This is a genomic window from Alginatibacterium sediminis (assembly GCF_003610775.1).
Taxonomy (GTDB): domain Bacteria; phylum Pseudomonadota; class Gammaproteobacteria; order Enterobacterales; family Celerinatantimonadaceae; genus Alginatibacterium; species Alginatibacterium sediminis.
The window spans coordinates 163695-180220 of the sequence record NZ_RAQO01000012.1 but is presented as its reverse complement, the minus strand read 5'-3'; the positions used below and the strand labels follow the sequence as shown (position 1 = coordinate 180220).

At 43.2% G+C, this 16526-nt stretch carries 17 protein-coding genes; 8 read left to right on the top strand and 9 right to left on the bottom strand.

The window, feature by feature from the left end; translation table 11 throughout:
- Window positions 1-17 precede the first annotated feature (17 nt).
- The 3 genes from DBZ36_RS19590 to DBZ36_RS19580 all read left to right on the top strand — a co-directional run bounded on the left by DBZ36_RS19590 (window position 18) and on the right by DBZ36_RS19580 (window position 2372).
- Window positions 18-632, top strand: coding sequence for a response regulator transcription factor (locus DBZ36_RS19590; protein ID WP_120356676.1), 615 nt, complete (start codon window positions 18-20; stop codon window positions 630-632).
- Between the two features lie 379 nt (window positions 633-1011).
- Window positions 1012-1137 (top strand): hypothetical protein, encoded by a 126-nt coding sequence (locus DBZ36_RS20745; RefSeq protein WP_267900186.1) that lies wholly within the window; start codon window positions 1012-1014, stop codon window positions 1135-1137.
- Window positions 1138-1370: 233 nt separating this feature from the next.
- Window positions 1371-2372: a LacI family DNA-binding transcriptional regulator gene (locus tag DBZ36_RS19580; RefSeq protein ID WP_120356674.1), complete on the top strand. Its 1002-nt coding sequence runs from the start codon at window positions 1371-1373 to the stop codon at window positions 2370-2372.
- 7 nt (window positions 2373-2379) lie between these two features.
- Here DBZ36_RS19580 and DBZ36_RS19575 read toward each other — a convergent pair whose 3' ends face one another.
- Window positions 2380-2904 carry a lipocalin family protein gene (locus tag DBZ36_RS19575; RefSeq protein WP_120356673.1) on the bottom strand — a complete coding sequence of 175 codons (525 nt, stop codon included), beginning with the start codon at window positions 2902-2904 and terminating at the stop codon, window positions 2380-2382.
- Window positions 2905-3109: 205 nt separating this feature from the next.
- Window positions 3110-3895, bottom strand: a complete 786-nt coding sequence (locus DBZ36_RS19570; protein WP_120356672.1) for a class I SAM-dependent methyltransferase — start codon at window positions 3893-3895, stop codon at window positions 3110-3112.
- A 121-nt stretch (window positions 3896-4016) separates the two neighbouring features.
- Between DBZ36_RS19570 and DBZ36_RS19565 the strand changes: the two genes are divergently transcribed.
- Window positions 4017-5039 (top strand): AraC family transcriptional regulator, encoded by a 1023-nt coding sequence (locus DBZ36_RS19565; protein WP_158589156.1) that lies wholly within the window; start codon window positions 4017-4019, stop codon window positions 5037-5039.
- Between the two features lie 121 nt (window positions 5040-5160).
- Here the strand turns inward: DBZ36_RS19565 and DBZ36_RS19560 are convergent, their stop codons facing one another.
- Together DBZ36_RS19560 and DBZ36_RS19555 are read right to left on the bottom strand one after the other, a co-directional pair.
- The gene (locus DBZ36_RS19560; protein WP_120356670.1) at window positions 5161-5889 is read right to left on the bottom strand and encodes a Crp/Fnr family transcriptional regulator; all 729 of its coding nucleotides are present in this window, start codon (window positions 5887-5889) and stop codon (window positions 5161-5163) included.
- Window positions 5886-6632: a Crp/Fnr family transcriptional regulator gene (locus tag DBZ36_RS19555; protein ID WP_120356669.1), complete on the bottom strand. Its 747-nt coding sequence runs from the start codon at window positions 6630-6632 to the stop codon at window positions 5886-5888. The genes DBZ36_RS19560 and DBZ36_RS19555 overlap by 4 nt, the downstream gene beginning before the upstream one ends.
- Before the next feature lie 252 nt (window positions 6633-6884).
- On the opposite strand from DBZ36_RS19555, the gene DBZ36_RS19550 reads away from it, so the two are divergent.
- The 3 genes from DBZ36_RS19550 to DBZ36_RS19540 all read left to right on the top strand — a co-directional run bounded on the left by DBZ36_RS19550 (window position 6885) and on the right by DBZ36_RS19540 (window position 10543).
- Entirely contained in the window at window positions 6885-7349 is a 465-nt protein-coding gene (locus DBZ36_RS19550; protein ID WP_120356668.1) for an ecotin family protein, read from the top strand.
- A gap of 24 nt (window positions 7350-7373) precedes the next feature.
- Window positions 7374-8744 (top strand): phosphohexomutase domain-containing protein, encoded by a 1371-nt coding sequence (locus tag DBZ36_RS19545; protein WP_120356667.1) that lies wholly within the window; start codon window positions 7374-7376, stop codon window positions 8742-8744.
- A 347-nt stretch (window positions 8745-9091) separates the two neighbouring features.
- Window positions 9092-10543, top strand: a complete 1452-nt coding sequence (locus DBZ36_RS19540; protein WP_120356666.1) for a methyl-accepting chemotaxis protein — start codon at window positions 9092-9094, stop codon at window positions 10541-10543.
- Window positions 10544-10550: 7 nt separating this feature from the next.
- Here DBZ36_RS19540 and DBZ36_RS19535 read toward each other — a convergent pair whose 3' ends face one another.
- From DBZ36_RS19535 to DBZ36_RS19515, 5 genes are all read right to left on the bottom strand, one after another.
- Window positions 10551-11222 carry a DUF2461 domain-containing protein gene (locus tag DBZ36_RS19535; RefSeq protein ID WP_120356665.1) on the bottom strand — a complete coding sequence of 224 codons (672 nt, stop codon included), beginning with the start codon at window positions 11220-11222 and terminating at the stop codon, window positions 10551-10553.
- A gap of 71 nt (window positions 11223-11293) precedes the next feature.
- Window positions 11294-12709 carry a GH1 family beta-glucosidase gene (locus DBZ36_RS19530; protein WP_120356664.1) on the bottom strand — a complete coding sequence of 472 codons (1416 nt, stop codon included), beginning with the start codon at window positions 12707-12709 and terminating at the stop codon, window positions 11294-11296.
- A 129-nt stretch (window positions 12710-12838) separates the two neighbouring features.
- A complete protein-coding gene (locus DBZ36_RS19525; protein ID WP_120356663.1) occupies window positions 12839-13132 on the bottom strand; it encodes a hypothetical protein in 294 nt (97 codons plus the stop codon).
- 29 nt (window positions 13133-13161) lie between these two features.
- Window positions 13162-14403, bottom strand: a complete 1242-nt coding sequence (locus DBZ36_RS19520; RefSeq protein WP_120356662.1) for a diguanylate cyclase — start codon at window positions 14401-14403, stop codon at window positions 13162-13164.
- Window positions 14404-14591: 188 nt separating this feature from the next.
- Complete coding sequence (locus tag DBZ36_RS19515) at window positions 14592-15395, bottom strand: GGDEF domain-containing protein (protein WP_120356661.1); 804 nt, start codon at window positions 15393-15395, stop codon at window positions 14592-14594.
- A gap of 286 nt (window positions 15396-15681) precedes the next feature.
- Between DBZ36_RS19515 and DBZ36_RS19510 the strand changes: the two genes are divergently transcribed.
- A complete protein-coding gene (locus DBZ36_RS19510; RefSeq protein WP_120356660.1) occupies window positions 15682-16398 on the top strand; it encodes a YebC/PmpR family DNA-binding transcriptional regulator in 717 nt (238 codons plus the stop codon).
- Window positions 16399-16526 lie beyond the last annotated feature (128 nt).

Below are 16526 nucleotides of genomic sequence, written 5' to 3'. Positions count from 1 at the left end.
AGGAAAAACTAAAGACTATGAATGATACCCAAAAAGCCAAAATCTACATCGTTGATGATGATGCGGGTGTGCGCGATATGATTGAGTTGATGGTCAGTAGTGTCGGGTATGACTATCAGAGTTTTCCGGATGCCAACAGTTTTTTGAACGGCTTTGAAGATACTCATGGCTGCTTGTTGCTTGATATTCGTATGCCAGGGATGTCGGGTATGGTTCTACAAGAAAAGCTTAATCAGCAGCAAGTGCTATTACCAGTTATTTTTATTACCGGGCATGGTGACATAACGATGGCGGTTGAGGCGATTCAAAATGGTGCTTTTGACTTTATGGAAAAACCATTTCGAGAGTTTGATTTACTTAATAAAATCGAAAAAGCCATTGAAAGCGATCTCCAAAACCGGGTTGATTTAGAGCAACGACAAGAAATTGATAAGCGCATTGGCAGTTTAACGAAGCGTGAGAATGAAATTATGTTTCTGGTAACCCAAGGTAAGGCCAACAAGGTCATTGCCATTGATCTGAATATTGCGCAAGGAACGGTCGAAATACATCGCTCAAGAATTATGCAAAAAATGGCGGCGCGAAGTTTGCCACATTTAATGCGTATGTTGGTCGTTGCGGGACAGCTTTAGAATTTTGATTGCTTTATGTACAAACAAACTCAAGCCTGTGAATTACTTCACATTTTTGAAGGTTTTTTTTGGGGGGCCATCAAAAAAATCGAAGCAAGTCAAGTGAGGCTCTAAAGTGCTGTTTTTGGAGCTGATCTCAGAAATCAATGGTTTTTATTTTGCTACTATTCAATATATATTCATTTTATGGGTTTTATTTGGTGCTTTATTTTTGGTTTTGCATCAGGTAGTTTGTGCCCAGCATTTGCAATCGGACTGCAAATCTAAATGCTCTGAAGTTGTTATCGACCAAGCAGAGTCATTTGGATAGTTACGAAAATGGATACTAAAAATGAGCAGATGCTGTTATTGAATTGCAAATAATCAAGGAGATTTAGCAATGGAAACTACAAGTGAGCAAAAAACACGTTGTTTCGCAACGGGTCGCGGCTTTTTCGTTCGATTACCTATCACTCAAGATGTAGATATTAACGAAGCCGAGCTACAAGAAGAAGACGAAGAGTAAGCTCCCCTGAGCACATGCCTTAAACTCTGAACTTCGTACAAAGCCTGCATAACTATGCAGCCAACAAGCCGCCTCATTTGAGGCGGTTTTTTTATGCCTAATTGTCAGTTAACACTCTGTTTATGAAATAACTATGAAGCAAATTTGGCTTGTTTCAACATTCACTTGAATACCTGTTATAGAGTGTGCAAGATCAACGCTCATTATTTCGAAATTGAGCCCTTTATACTTCGATGCCAACCATTAAAGAAGTCGCTGAACTTGCAGGCGTTTCCCAAGCAACTGTATCAAGGGTCATAAATTCCAACCCTAAAGTTGCCCCGGCAAATCAAAAGAAAGTTCACGCGGCAATGACCAGTCTTGGGTATCAACCCAACTCGTTTGCACAAGCACTAGCAAGTAATCGCTCGTACAGCATCGGAATGGTTGTTGGCACATTGTCTGGGCCCTTTTATGGACCTTTAATGCATAGTGCTGAAGAAGGCCTTCGTGCTCAGGGGCAGCACTTGATCGTCACCAGTGGTGGTGACCGCTTAGAGCAAGAACGTGATGCGATTCGTTTTTTATTGTCGCGCCGTGTTGATGCGCTAATCTTGCATTTAAGCGCAATGGGTGATGAAGAGATCTTAGAGCTATCGCGGGCAAAAACCCCGTTGGTGTTGGTTAATCGCTATATTCCTGAAATTTCGTCCCAATGTGTCTATTTCGACAATGAATATGGTGGCTATTTGGCAACCAAGCACTTGTTAGAACTTGGGCATCGACAAATAGCAACTATAACCGGCCCCTTAGCTAAGCATGATAGTCGAGAGCGACTCGCTGGTTATCGACGCGCACTGCATGAATTTGGCTTGGATTTAAATCCTAATCTACTGGTTGAAGGTTATTTCGAAGAAGATGGCGGGCGTCTGGCTATGCAAAAGTTACTCGATCGCAAACAGCGCTTTACAGCTTTATTCTGTGGTAATGACCACATTGCTTTAGGGGCCTATGATTTGGCGGCAGAGAATGGCTTGGTGATTGGCAATTCATTGTCTTTGGTCGGCTTTGATGACATGGTGTTTTCGAATTACCTACGTCCCAAGCTTAGCTCTATTCATGTGCCCGTTGCTGACATGGGTTCAGCAGCGGCTGCGAAAGCATTGCAGATGGTCAGCGGGACTATGCCTCAATTTGAGACTCAAATACGCCCACGATTGGTACAGCGAGACTCGAGCGCCAAACTTAGTCTTTAGCAGCGGGCTATTGCTGTTTAACCCAAATAATATCTTCAATCGCAAAACCTTTGTCGCTCGCAACGTCTAAGAAGTGCTGTTTTTGTTGCTCACTAACATTTGGGCTACGGGACAAAAACCACAAGTAATCGCGACCCGGTCCACTTACGAATGCATAGCTATAATCTTCCTGCTCGAGTTCAAAAATTACGTAGGAACCATAGAAAGGTCCGAAGAAGCTTACCTTAAGGTAGCCAAGATCACTTTCCTCAACAAAGCAGGCGTGACCGCGCGCTTGTTTCCATTCGTCTTGCTCGGCACGGTAGCCTCGATTTATCACCGTAAGGCAATCATTGGTTGTCGCTAAATAATTGGCGGTAACAAATTCTAAATCACGTTCAAAGCTATGGTCTAACCTAGCAACTTCATACCATTGTCCAAGGTACTTGTTTACCTCAAAATTAGTTACTGGTTCTATGCCTTGGGGGAGTTTGACGCAAGCTGAGAGACCGAAGCAAAGAAAGCTAACGATGGTGAGCATTTTGATTCTCATGGAATTTCTACTCCTAGTCTATGGTCAATGATACGAACCAAATACGATAGATTACTGGCGTCTAAACCGTAAGGTTGTATTTGCCATTCTATCGAGCTGGGCAAGCGCTGGCTATGGCAACGTTGCACAATGGACATATCTTTTCAACAATGACATTTTATCGCATGTACGCCGCAAGCTTTTTGTCGCAACTAACAAGCTCAGTTTAGCGACGTCTAGCTTTTATCGAATAGGTTAATGGGCTGTTATGTTTGATATCCCCCACATGATGCACATGATGATAGCGCCCATTACCAGCGCCAATTAGCCCTTCAAAGCAGTCGTAAGGGCTATAGTCAAACTCATGTAGGAACTCAATGTCGAGTCCAGCGTCGATAAGACTGGTTATAACGTCACTTATAGGGTGTGCCCAGGTTGCCATTTTTGATTTTCCATCGCCATTAGGATCGACATAGCTGGCTTCTTCACTGATGTCGGGTTCAGATTGATGAAAATAGTCGAAACCTACCAGTAAATCGTAGATGGGGTGAAACTCGACCATATAGAATATGCCGCCCTTTCGCAGTTTACTGGCTATCGTATCGGCCCAAGCTTGGATATCAGGTAACCAGCAAATAGCCCCATATGAGCAATAAACAATATCAAACTGCTGTGTGTTCGACCGGGCAAACTGATAGATGTCAGCTTCAATAAACTGGGACTCGATATTAATTTTCTGGCTTAGCTCTCGTGCTGCTTGAATGGCCTTGGGAGAAAGATCTACGCCGGTGACATGAGCTCCCAGACGAGCCCAACTTAGGGTATCAAGACCGAAATGGCATTGTAGATGTAAAAACTGTTTGCCTTGCACCAGAGGTGCAAGTTCACTAAGTTCTATTTCCTTGAGCGAACTGTTACCAATTAGAAATCCACTTACATCATAAAACTTGGAGCTTAAATGTACTTCGGTTCGTTGATCCCAAGCTTTGCGATTCATTTGAAGGTAATCCATCTATAATCCTAAAGTTGTGAACACTTACGCTATGCTAGAACACAAATTGTGGTATCAGCAATGCATAGGCGAGTGTTTTACGGTAAATTGTAATAGCTGGTTTAACCATCCTGAGGGGATAATGGAATATAGCGCAACCTATCTTGCAAGTCTGGATAATAAAGAACATCGTATCTATGATCTTAGCTACCTAATCAGTCAACTGGCGATCCAACACAATGTGGAACCAGAGCTTGCGCTAGAAGGCAGCGGCATAAAGCTAGACCAGCTATTCGATACACAAGCGCTAGTGAGTTTTCGACAAAAGCTTGTCGTACTAGAACAGGTTAAAAAACTAAGCCCAGATGACGATTTTGCACTTAAAGCAGGCAAAGGTATTCGGTTTAGTGATTTTGGGTTTTTAGGTGAGGCTGTAATGAGCAGTGCTACCTTGTTAGATTCTCTGCGTTTGGGCATCGATGTACTAAATCTAGCTGGGCCTGTATTCAAGAAGCGGATGGCCTTGGAGGGCGAAATTGGAATCTTTGCTGGCGAACTCGGCATTGATATTGGTCGAGGATTACCATTTTGCACTGAATTTTGGTTAAGTTCGATTCAAAGTTTATGCTTAGACGTGTTCCCGACACCCTTAAAAAATATCAGTTTGAGTTTGCCATACCCAGCACCAGAGTACTCTCAGATATATAGAGAGGTATTTAATTGCCCAATTCGCTTTGATGCGTCTGAAGTTATTTGGAAATTTGATGCTACTGATATACATCCAATCGGCCTAAGCCCAAATCCGATTAATGTTCAGCTTTCCAACTCAAGCTACCTTAATTCACAACCAAACACGGTACCATCTGGAATTGAAGTCGTTGTCAGTCAGGTGTTCTCAGAATGCAGTTACCACTACCCGACCATTGATGAGCTCGCTCATCAATTAAAAATGTCCTCCGCGACCTTGGTGAAAAGCTTATCCAAGCAAGGTACTAGTTATCAGCAGCTGCTCGATAACACCAAACAGCGTGTCGCTTTGCAATACCTTAGCACTACCGATATAGGCCTAGACGAAATCGCACGGCGACTAGGCTACGATAACCTAGCTAGTTTTGAGACCGCTTTTAGGATCTGGACCGGTAGCTCTGCCTATGGTTATCGCTAAAGCAAAAACTCATCAATCATTGGCAGGTTTCTCAATTTGACTATCGCAAACATCGTGGATTTTATAGTTAGCGCCATTAATTGAAGGCGTGCGAATCAAGTCAGTGGTGCAATCGTTGTGATTAGTCCAATTTTCGAAGTCGTTTTCGGGGGTCTGTAAATATCAGCTCTACGTCGTCAATCTCAGCCTCAAGACGAGATTGGTCGACAATTCCAATGTATTTTCGCTCTAAGGAAATAAACCCGGCCCGAACAAATTCCTGCAATACCTGATTTACCCGTGGCCTTGATAGGCCGCAAGCTAAGCCTAAGTCGTGTTGGCTAATAGGAATGCGTGGATAGGTATCAATATAGGACTTTTGCAGCGCAAGTAATTCAATTAGTGCGTAAGCAACGCGCTGCTGCTTATTGTGGTTCAACATCAATTGAACCTGACCCCACTTATATTGAATTTCTTGATTAGCAAAATACAAAAACTTATACATTTCCAAATGCGATTGGCTTAGCCTTTCAACGTCGTCAAAGCCAATAAATAAACAATCCAGAGGCTGAATAGGACGCATCCAGATCCCTGGTGCATGGTTGTAACCACCTTTCATCCCTGCTGCTCCAGCCCAATCTCGGGGAGAGATTAATCCACCGAAGATGGTTCGACTATTTTTGTCTAGAAAATAGAAACAAGCGGCTCCAGCCAATATATAGACTAAGCCTTTTGGCCGGTTGTAGGACGGGTTACTATCGTTTTGCTCAAATAGAGTTCGCCGTTTCGCGCACTTTAGAAGATCATATTTAAACTCGTCACTAAGCTCGCAAGGCCATTGAATGGTGCTGATTTGTATACTTGTACTCATGGCTTATCCTTTTGGTAGCGGGTAAGGACAATGCTAACAGGGTCATAAATCGTGAATTCAATACCATCGAGCTTTTGGGCTAAGCCTTCTAAATCTAAAAAGGTGGTCTTTCGGGATTCGAAACTAACCAGACCTTCATCACTTAAACCTTTGATTACCTGATTAACTCGAGGGCGACCAACGCCGCTGGCAATAGCTAATACAGTTTGGCTAACGGCTAAACTTGGAAAGCTACCCTTAAGCGGAGTTTGGGTTTTGGCGAGTAAATAAAATAAGCTATAAATAATGCGTTGTTTAACGGAATAGTTCTGTAAAAAATTGAACTGGAACAAATTGAAACTCATTTGTCGAGAACACGAGAACAGCCATTTATGGCATTCTGGCTGGCGCTCACAAATGTCTTCAATATCACTGTAATTGAATAAAACAAAACTGAGGTCGACTATGGGTTCATATTCGATGGTTAGATCTTGGAAAAGGTTATCTTGAAAACCGCTTGCACCGAGCCAAGATGTTGATGCCAATAAACCAACATAGGAACAATCTTTAGGACTGGAGTGAAAATAAACGGCGGTTGCCCCTGAAAGAACATACACAACACCTTTTGGCACGCTTCCTGATTTGTTATATCCCATCTCATTGAAAGATTCGAAAAACTGGGCTTTATCCAACAGTGCATTTGTTAAGCCTTCACTGAGTATGCATGGCCACACAACTGATGATCTAATATCATTTGGGATCAAATTCTATGTCCATTCTAAGCAAATCTTTATTAATCATAGAATGAATGGTCCAGGTGTAAAAGCTTTAGAGGTACTAAATCAAAGCCGGTTATCAGTTTGTGTAGCTGTAATGGCGAAGCTCAATTAGAATAAATTCGTGTTTTAGTAATTATCGATAGGGAAGTACTAGAATTATTGCATGGAGTTCTAAACTAAAACCGTCGTCGACCATTATAGCAATGGTTTAATCGGACAAAATATTTTGAGGTTATTATGCATAAAATTTCCCTAGCTCTTTTTGGCGTTATCTCACTGAGCGGTATTGCTAATGCAGATGAAAAAGCTGCCGACCACATGTTTGCAGAATCGTTGAATGGTTTACAAAAGTACAGTGTTGAACTGCCAATGCTGGAAGATGAAAACGTGGTGAAAATTGAGTTAGTGGTCTCTAAAGCGGGTGAGTACGACTGCAATGAGCGATTTATCAGTGGCAGTTTGGATCGCAAGTCGCTTGAGGGCTGGGGCTACAGCTACTATGAGCTTGCTGAGTACGACAAACCAATGCCACAAACCTTGATGGCTTGCCCGGAAGATATGCCGAAACGTAGTTCTGCTTCCATCGTACCGGGCGAGTTGCGTAACTATAATAGTAAAATACCACTGGTTGTATACCTACCTGAGGGCTACGATCTGGCTTACAGAGTATGGAGTGCGGGGCCAATGGTTGGCGTCGAATAGGCGCCATGGCCTTGGGCAAGTCAGATGAACATTTGCAATACTGACGCCTTTAAGTCCTATGACATTCGGGGCACTTTGCCGACACAAATTAATGAGGTGTTTGCCTATCGATTAGGACGTGCATGTGCTTTGTTTTTGTCGGCGAGTCGTATGGCGGTTGGCTATGATGCACGATTGAGCAGTCCTAGTTTAGCGCAAGCCCTTATGGAGGGGCTTGTTGATGGTGGGGTTAAGGTTTTGGACCTCGGACTAGTGGGAACAGAAGAAATCTATTTCGCTAGCGCCTTCCTTAAACTTGATGCGGCGATAATGGTCACCGCAAGTCACAACCCCGCTCACTACAATGGTATGAAGTTGGTAGGCAAAAAAAGCAAACCAATTAGTGGCGATAACGGACTAGAATCGATACGTAAATTAGTAGCGTTAGCTGATTTCCCGAAGCCCAGCGGTATCGATTATTCACAAAGCATAACCACGTTTAATATTTCAGATCCTTACACCACTTGCATATTGGGGTTTATCGAGGTTAAACACTGTAAGCCACTAAAGATCGTCGTCAATGCGGGTAATGGTGTAGCTGGTCATATGCTCGATGCTTTAGCGAAGTATTTGCCATTTACCTTCATCCGCATTCATTTTGAGCCCGATGGACATTTCCCAAATGGCATTCCTAATCCGCTGTTACCCGATAGACGGCAGTCAACAAAAGATGCAGTGATTGAACATCAAGCCGATCTTGGAATCGCGTGGGATGGCGATGCTGATCGTTGTTTCTTGTTTGATGAACAAGGGCGATTTGTAGATGCCTATTATGTTGTTGGCTTACTCGCCGAAGTCTTTTTGCAGCTAGAACCTGGCGCTTGCATTATCCACGAGTCGCGGTGTTCGTGGTTGGCACAAGATCTGGCGCAGCGTTACAAGGGGAAAGCACTGTCTTCGCCAGCAGGCCACGCCCTAATTAAGCAGAAAATGCGGCAGTTTGATGCTATTTATGGCGGAGAGCTCAGTGCACATCATTACTTTCGAGACTTCAATTATTGCGATAGCGGTATGATCCCGTGGTTGCTGGTGGCACAACTAATCAATACTCGCGATCTGTCGATGTCAAAGTTGGTTGAAAGCTATCAACAACAATTGGTTATTTCTGGAGAGATAAATATGCAGCTTAATAATGCCGAGTTGGCTACATTAGCCGTGTATGAGTTCTACGCTGGGCAATTTGAAAGCGATGATAATAGTGACGGTTTAAGTTTGGAATTTAAAGACTGGCGCTTTAATTTACGACAATCTGCAAGTGAACCCTTGTTGCGCTTGAATATAGAGTCTCGATTGAGCCAAGCGTTTGTATCGGAAAAAACCTTAGAAATACAGCGCATCCTTAAACCTTTTATGTAATACCAATCACAGTAATTTATTGATCACTATTGTTTGACTAAAACACCAATCTTGTCGTCATAACTCTTGTCATTAGACCGCTAATAACCGCTACTTCTTCCTAAAGCTAAGCGTTTTAGTACAACAAGTAAAAGACCAAAAATATAATGGGATAGGTATCACTTCGGCCGAACTAAGGTCTTTAATAAAATTCTGTATGCCGATTCTTTAGCGCAAACACTCACTACGAGTGTCACCAATATTGAGATCTTAGCCATGTTTTCAACAAAAACTGGTAGGAGCTCTGTCCAGGAGAGGTGAAAGCAGTTATGTTGTGGCAGCGTTAATTCATTGTCAAAGGAATGTGAATGAATCCAATGTCGCTCTGGAAGCATATTTTTATGCCCAACCAACATAACTGGAACCGGTCGCAATTACGCGCCGTAGATACAATTTTGTTTTTTAGCTTTTTAGCCTTTTGGGTCGGTGTTTATAGCCTAGTTAAATGGTCGAAACACGATCAACAAGCCTTAGTACTTAGCTCTATGGTGTTGGTCTGTGCTCAACTAATGGCGGGTATCCTGCTTCGATTTAGACATCGCCGAATTGCATTAAATATTGGTTTTTTGGGTATGGCGGTACATAGTCTAAACATCGTTTTTCAAGACGGTGGGATTGTAGCTAGCGACCAAATATTGTGGATGCCAGTGGTTATTGTGGCATTTTATATTTCCTCTAGCGTTGTTAGCGCAAGTGTTTGGGCAAGTATCGTAGGGCTTGGTTGCATATGGATGTTGATTTTATCATCGCAAGCTTACGAGTTTCCTAGCATTGAACTTAGCCAAAGCGCGCAAACAGTAGAGCGTTATTCCGGTATTGTGTTGCCTATGCTGATTATCGCGATTGCTCAAGCGTTCAGCGCTCGCTCTCGTTATCAAGCCATTCGTAACTCGGAAATGGCGCAGCAGCAAACCTTAAGTAGCGCTAAACAAGCTAAGATTGGGGAGCAGCAGTTAACCACGGTGTTAACTCAAGTAACTGAGAACCTTGGCCAACTTAACGTGGTATCGGATCAACTTAATCAGCAATCACAAGCCTTGCATCAGCATGTTGGAGAACTCACCAGCAACTGTGGGAATCAGTCTAGCTCCGCGATACAAATGGCGCAGCAATTACGCCAAATGACCAGTGATATGGCTCGCTCAGATCAGTTTGTTACCGAATTAAGCCAACACAGTGAGACCATCAATCAACAGGCTCAAAATAGTTCTAAATCCCTTAACGCATCTATCGAAGCGATAGGACGTATCTTATCGACGAATGAGCAAATCACTTCAGTGGCTGACTTAATTACCTCAGTTGCAGAGCAAACCAACTTGCTTGCGCTCAATGCAGCAATTGAAGCTGCTAGGGCTGGCGATCACGGGCGAGGGTTTTCAGTGGTAGCCGAGCAAGTTAGGGAGTTATCAAGTAAAAGTACTGCAGCCGCTACTGACATTCGTCAAATCTTAGATACCAGTCGTAAAGAAGTGGTACAAGGGCAAACTATCATTGAAACTACTGCGTTAGAGGTTGAAGGCATCATTACGCAGATTGGGCAAACTCGCTCAGGGATTGAAGAGCTAGCTCAACTTATTGGGCAACAGTTAAGCGCGGTACATATGCTAAATGACGCCAGTGTTGAAGTAGAAAAGAGTGTCGGAAGCGCTCAGGACATTTCTGATAATGTTGGCCAGCAAGGAGCAATGTTGGTCGAGCAGGTTGATAGCCTGCGGCAATTAGCCACAGGGCTTAATTTGGCTTTAAGCTCTACCAACTAGCGTTGCGCTAATAGTCCAGATCTAGGGCAAAGCATAGGTAAGCCATTAAGGCTTGGCTATGCTGTACTTGAGCTGCGAAAAAACTGTCAAAATTAGTGGCGCAGATTTGCTCCGGTGTAATGGTCTTTAATGCGATAAAGTCTTTACGCTTGAGTTCATCGATTAGCGGGTGCTCTTTGTCGAAGCCTCGCGGCGGACGCACCAAACTTGCACCAACCATCTCAAAATCAGCAGCTTCTAAGGCCTTGAGGGCTTTTTGGTAAGCTTTAGGGTTTTCATCAATGCATTGTCGTATTGCATTGAGAGCCTTTGCATCGGGGTGCCAAATTCCAGCTCCAATAAAACAACCATCGTTGGCGATATGCAAATACAACCCAGGCGCATGAACGTCTTTGCCTTGAAAATGACGAAACTGAATACCAACGTTGAGCTTATACGGAGTTTTATCTTTGCTAAAGCGGCTATCTCGTTGCGGACGCATCATACTGCCGCCGACTTTCTTTGCTACTGCTGTTAGGCGGGGAGACAAATCAAGAATTTGAGGGCGAATCGTTTCGATAAACGCTAAAGCAGGACTGCGCACCTGGGCTTCGTAGCGCTCTTGGTTTTCTTTAAACCACTCGCGTTGGTTATTGTTTTCTAGCTCTGCTAAAAAAGAGAACGTATCCTTGATAAACATATTTACCCACAGCTCTATCCATTTATCGTGCAACGATAGCAGTTTTAGAGCAGTGGGCAAAATTTCAAGCTTCAGCGAATGTTATGGTTAAAACCGTCGACACTCGGCCAGTGCTGCATTGGGTCGGACTCCCCGAGGAGCTGTCCATTGCTAGCAATGACGTCGCGATACCAAAACCCTGAATCTTTAATGGTTCTTTTTTGGCTTGCATAGTCAAGATGAACCAGGCCAAAACGTTCTCCATAGCCTTCGGCCCACTCAAAGTTATCCAGAATGGACCACTGAAAGTAACCCATGATATCTACGCCGGCGTCCATGGCTTGTTTTACCCCTAACAAGTAGCGATTGAGGAAATCAATCCGCTTAGGATCATGCACTTTGCCATCTAAGCTGACCCAATCATTGAGGCTCAGGCCATTCTCTGTCACGACAATCGGTAGCTTGTATTGTTCGTACAAAAACTGACTTCCCCAGCGCAGAGCTTCGGGTGTGACTGGCCATGAAATAGAAGTTTTAGGGTAGTCGTTCGGATATTCAACATGCTCAGGTAAACCGTCGCTGTCGGCTTTAATGGTTGCTGATTGGTAACAATTAAAACCTGCAAAGTCTAAAGGCTGACAAATTATCTCCATATCACCGGTTTCGACTTTTGGCGCGTCTTTTCCAAACAGCTCCAGACCGTCTTCGGGGTAGTGCCCTTTAATCGCCGGGTCCATCCACCAACTTACGTTGAACATACTTGTATCGATAACCGACTGACATGCCTTACGCGCCGCTTCGATGTCTAGTGGGTTATGGCTTGCTGGAATAGACGTTCGAAAACAAGGAGCTGCGCCAACCATGGCTTCTTGTTTAGAATACTGTCGGATAACTTGGACAGCTTTTCCATGGGCCATAAGCGCATTGTGCCAAGCTTGATTGACTTCTCGTGTCGGTAGTTTGATGCCAGGAGCGTGATTACCAGACTGATGACCCAGACCAATAAAGCAGGCTTGCTCGTTAAGCGTAAACCAATGTTTTACGCGGTCAGATAGTTTTTCCACAATAACTCGGCTGTAATCTGCAAACCAGTCACTTGAGTCACGATTAAGCCAACCACCGCGATGGAACAAGGCTAAAGGGTAATCCCAATGAAAGAGAGTAACCCAGGGGTCTATGCCAGCGGCCAAGAGCTCATCAATGAGTTTGTCATAATAGTCCAGCCCCTTTTGATTGACCGCCCCTGTTCCTTGAGGGATTACCCGAGGCCACATAATGCTTAGTCTGTAAGCTTGCAGGCCAATCTGTTTCATGATGGCGACATCTTCGGGATAGCGATGATAATGATCGCAAGCTATAGAGCCGGTATTTGCACCTTTAACAAACCCGTCCTGACGGCAGCTCATATCCCAAACTGATTCTCCGCAGCCATCGATGCCTAGAGTATTTCCTTCAATTTGATACGCTGCTGCTGCGGCGCCCCATACAAACTCTTTTGGAAACTGCATTAAACTTCTCCATCAATAATCGTAACGTTACAAATCAATTGTATATGGTTTTTAGGATAAAAATTGTGAACGTTATAACACTAAGGGGTTCGAAAATGATTGTTTGTCTAATTAGTTAGGAAATTAGGATCAAAACCTAAGTTCACAAAGCTTACCGTCGTTATCGGGGTCGAAATTGGTATCGGGGCAAAATTCGTGGAAAAACTCGGCTTCCTCTAATGTTTGCATTTCTAGACAGCGATAACGACCATCACAACGTTCTGGAATGGTTTCACCAAAAATTTTAACTTTAAAGTCATTCACAGTTTGCATGAAAGGATTGTGATCAGGTAGTGCGACAGAACCACTTAAGTCCTGAGGCTGCGAGTTGAGTAAATCCCAAGTCACCATAATTGCAAGTAATACAAAAAGAAGTTTTTTCATTAGGCTTAGACTTCGACAAATCCGTGTTGTTAGTCACTACTGACAATCTGATTTCGGCCAATTTCTTTTGCGGTGTAAAGGCGTTGATCAGCTATTTTAATCAGCTCATTAAGCCCTAAATTGTGTGAACTGGCAAATCCTATGCTGACCGTGACTTTTACGGTAGCTTGAACTACCGATACCGCTGTATCTTGTAAATCTACCCGAAATCCTTCAAGCACTCTTAACGCCTCGTTACGGGAGGTGTTTTCAAAAAACACTACAAACTCTTCTCCACCAAAACGAGCAATACATTGTTCGCCGAAATGACGCTGCAATAAGGTGGCGCTATGTTGCAGTACGATATCACCAATGTCGTGCCCATAGCGGTCGTTGACAGATTTGAAGTGATCGATATCCATAATGGCAAACATACGCTCTGTACTGGGGCGTTTGTTAATCATGTTTTTGCAAACATGGAAGAAATATCGGCGATTTGGAAGCTGGGTTAGGTAGTCGGTGTTGGCTTGGCGATGTATGGTTTCAACTTGTTCGAGTAAAGTGATGTTTTGCAATACCCGGCAGTAAAATTCTTCGGTGCAAAAAGGTTTCGCTAAATAGTCATTAGCACCATTCTTAATAAAACGAGCAGATAAGGCTTTATTGTCACTGCTCGAGACACCAATTATGCCCATATTTTCATTACTAAAATTCTTACGTAAATGGGTGGTTAAACTAACCCCATCCATCTCTGGCATCTCGTGGTCAGTGATAACCAACTTTATATCAGGATGTTGCTCGGTCATCTCTAGCGCTTCAACGCCATTGTTGGCATTAAAAACGTTAAAATAGTGACGTTCAAGAAGCGTAGTGATGTAGTTTAACGTTGCTATAGAATCATCGACAACCAACACTTTAATACTAGCATTCTTTTGCAGTTGCACTAAAAGCTTACGTAAGTAGTCGAAGGCCTGTATGTTCTCTTTAGGAATATAATCAATAACTTCACGCTCAAGAATATGCTCTCTGATCGCATTCGAGAGTAGGCCAGTCATTGCAATAGTCGGAATGTTTTCTCGAATACAAAAATCGATACTCTCCCCCCTAGCTGCGTCAGGTAAAACATAGTCAGCTATAGCTACAAAGTAAGGTTGTGGGCTGTTTTTGACCAAACTTGCGGCTTCGCGCAAGCTCATGGCAACGTCTACTTCGTAACCTGATTGGAAGGCGATAGTTTGTTGTAGACGAGAGACTGTAGAGGAGTCTTCAATGATCAGTATTTTGTTCTTCATGGGGGTCTACAACAGTCCTTTGGCCTTGGCTATGGATTAAACCGTCTTCTATTGGCGGATAGTAGCAAACAAGTGCTTAACTTCTACTCTATATAGTGTCTTTTTCAGCGTGGACTTAAAGTTTATGTGCAAATTTCAGGTAATTGTTTAAAAAATAGCCAGTAACAGCTGCGCTTTAATGCTTGAAGTTACAGTTTTAACTTGGATTCGATTTTATCAAAAATGTCATCGGCCGTGTTGATGTCTTTACTTACTTCAATAGCGGCAAAGCTAGGGTGAACACGCACGCTATTATCGAAATCATAATCTTTGAGACTTTGCATTATCCTTTGGCGCAATAGTAAGGCTTGTTCCATTTGTGTATCAGGTAGCAATATAGCGAACTTTATTCCAGAAATACGGGACACGATATCGTACTCACGTACTTGTTTTTTGATTAAATAAGCGGCGTCTTCTAAAATCATATCGCCATAAAAGTTACCTTGCTCGTTGTTGAGTTCTTTAAAGTTATCGAGTGAAATACCAATAACACAAAAGGGTACTTTTTTGCGCTTGTACATAGAGATTAGGTGCATTGAGGTTTCAAAAAAATGACGCCGATTAAACACACGAGTTAGCTGGTCTGAGCGCGACTGCTTTTGGATCTTGGATTGCAATTGTGAATTAACAGTCACATCGGTAGATACGCCTAAAACGCCGATGATTTTCCCGCTAGCCGAATAAATAGGGCTTTTCTTAACAATAAAACGACGCTCGATGGTATCGATGATCAGCCCCTCTTCAGATTCAATGTGCAATCCAAATTCGAGGACCGATAGGTCGCTTTCTTTGATACTACTGTAGTGTTTACTACTAAAAACGTCTTCATCGCGCAGCCCCGGCGGGATGTGCTTTAATCCAAAAGCATTTAGCGCACTGTCACTAAGATAGCGATAGTAACGATTTTCATCTTTTACGAAAACGTAAGCTCCAGTTTGGTTTAGAGCGTGCAAGTAAATTGTCTCGTCGATAACGAGCTGCTCACCAGCTAATGCAAAAGGTTCAACTTGAGGAGTAGTAATAGATGTATCCTAATTTTGGCGTTCTATATTTAGTTTAGTCCCAAAATCCGTTTTGGTTGTTAAAATATAACGTCAGATCTCCTAGGCTTCAATTGTTCTCTCCATGGTTTTGCGGGTTTAGCTCACTATTTTCTTACGCTTTTGTGCTTATCGGCTTGAGACTCCGGTTTATCTTGTTAAAATCAGCGCAGATTAATAAAAAATAGAGTTTGGTGTTATGGGACGTAGTTACGAAGTGCGTAAGGCCTCGATGGCCAAAACCGCGGGTGCGAAAACAAAGGTTTATTCAAAATACAGTAAAGAAATATACGTAGTTGGTAAAAATGGCGGCGCAGATTTAGACGCTAATGTTCAATTGCGGAGTTTAGTGGAGCGCGCCAAAAAGGATCAAGTGCCCTCACATGTGATTGAAAAAGCTTTGGAGAAGGCTCGTGGCGGCGCTGGCGAAGACTACGAAGCGGCGCGTTATGAAGGCTATGCTGCCGGTGGAAGTATGGTGATTGTAGATTGCTTAACCGATAACAACAAACGAACCTATGCTGAAGTACGTCAATGTTTTGTCAAGACCGACGCTAAATTAGGTAGTCCGGGTTGTGCTGCACATATGTTCGAGCATCAAGCTATTTTTGCCTTTGCGGGTGACGACGAAGACGCAGTGTTAGAAGTGCTAATGATGGCAGATGTTGACGTCACTGATGTCGAAGTCGAAGATGGCGTTGTCACCGTTTTTGCTCCGCATACTGAATACGGAAACGTTAGAAAAGCATTGAGTGAGGCCTACCCAGATCTTAATTTAGATGTTGAGCAAATTACCTTTGTGCCGCAAACTTTTGTCACACTTGAAGGTGAAGACCTAGAAACCTTCGACAAGTTTCTAGGTATGCTAGAAGATTGTGATGATGTACAAAACGTGTATCACAATGTAGAAGCCTAACGCTTCGCCGGCATTGTAACAAAGGGAGCCTCTGGCTCCCTTTGTTGTTTATGTAGCAATAACCTTTTATTGCTACTTGCGCAGAGATGATTAACAAATAGTCTTTTTCCTCAATAACTTGCGCTACT

What these genes read in the sequence shown, in the direction of transcription:
- DBZ36_RS19590 (WP_120356676.1), top strand. Translation starts at nt 18, where the DNA reads ATGAATGATACCCAAAAAGCCAAAATCTACATCGTTGATGATGATGCG.
- DBZ36_RS20745 (WP_267900186.1), top strand. Translation starts at nt 1,012, where the DNA reads ATGGAAACTACAAGTGAGCAAAAAACACGTTGTTTCGCAACGGGTCGC.
- DBZ36_RS19580 (WP_120356674.1), top strand. Translation starts at nt 1,371, where the DNA reads ATGCCAACCATTAAAGAAGTCGCTGAACTTGCAGGCGTTTCCCAAGCA.
- DBZ36_RS19575 (WP_120356673.1), bottom strand. Translation starts at nt 2,904, where the DNA reads ATGAGAATCAAAATGCTCACCATCGTTAGCTTTCTTTGCTTCGGTCTC.
- DBZ36_RS19570 (WP_120356672.1), bottom strand. Translation starts at nt 3,895, where the DNA reads ATGGATTACCTTCAAATGAATCGCAAAGCTTGGGATCAACGAACCGAA.
- DBZ36_RS19565 (WP_158589156.1), top strand. Translation starts at nt 4,017, where the DNA reads ATGGAATATAGCGCAACCTATCTTGCAAGTCTGGATAATAAAGAACAT.
- DBZ36_RS19560 (WP_120356670.1), bottom strand. Translation starts at nt 5,889, where the DNA reads ATGAGTACAAGTATACAAATCAGCACCATTCAATGGCCTTGCGAGCTT.
- DBZ36_RS19550 (WP_120356668.1), top strand. Translation starts at nt 6,885, where the DNA reads ATGCATAAAATTTCCCTAGCTCTTTTTGGCGTTATCTCACTGAGCGGT.
- DBZ36_RS19545 (WP_120356667.1), top strand. Translation starts at nt 7,374, where the DNA reads ATGAACATTTGCAATACTGACGCCTTTAAGTCCTATGACATTCGGGGC.
- DBZ36_RS19540 (WP_120356666.1), top strand. Translation starts at nt 9,092, where the DNA reads ATGAATCCAATGTCGCTCTGGAAGCATATTTTTATGCCCAACCAACAT.
- DBZ36_RS19535 (WP_120356665.1), bottom strand. Translation starts at nt 11,222, where the DNA reads ATGTTTATCAAGGATACGTTCTCTTTTTTAGCAGAGCTAGAAAACAAT.
- DBZ36_RS19530 (WP_120356664.1), bottom strand. Translation starts at nt 12,709, where the DNA reads ATGCAGTTTCCAAAAGAGTTTGTATGGGGCGCCGCAGCAGCAGCGTAT.
- DBZ36_RS19525 (WP_120356663.1), bottom strand. Translation starts at nt 13,132, where the DNA reads ATGAAAAAACTTCTTTTTGTATTACTTGCAATTATGGTGACTTGGGAT.
- DBZ36_RS19520 (WP_120356662.1), bottom strand. Translation starts at nt 14,403, where the DNA reads ATGAAGAACAAAATACTGATCATTGAAGACTCCTCTACAGTCTCTCGT.
- DBZ36_RS19510 (WP_120356660.1), top strand. Translation starts at nt 15,682, where the DNA reads ATGGGACGTAGTTACGAAGTGCGTAAGGCCTCGATGGCCAAAACCGCG.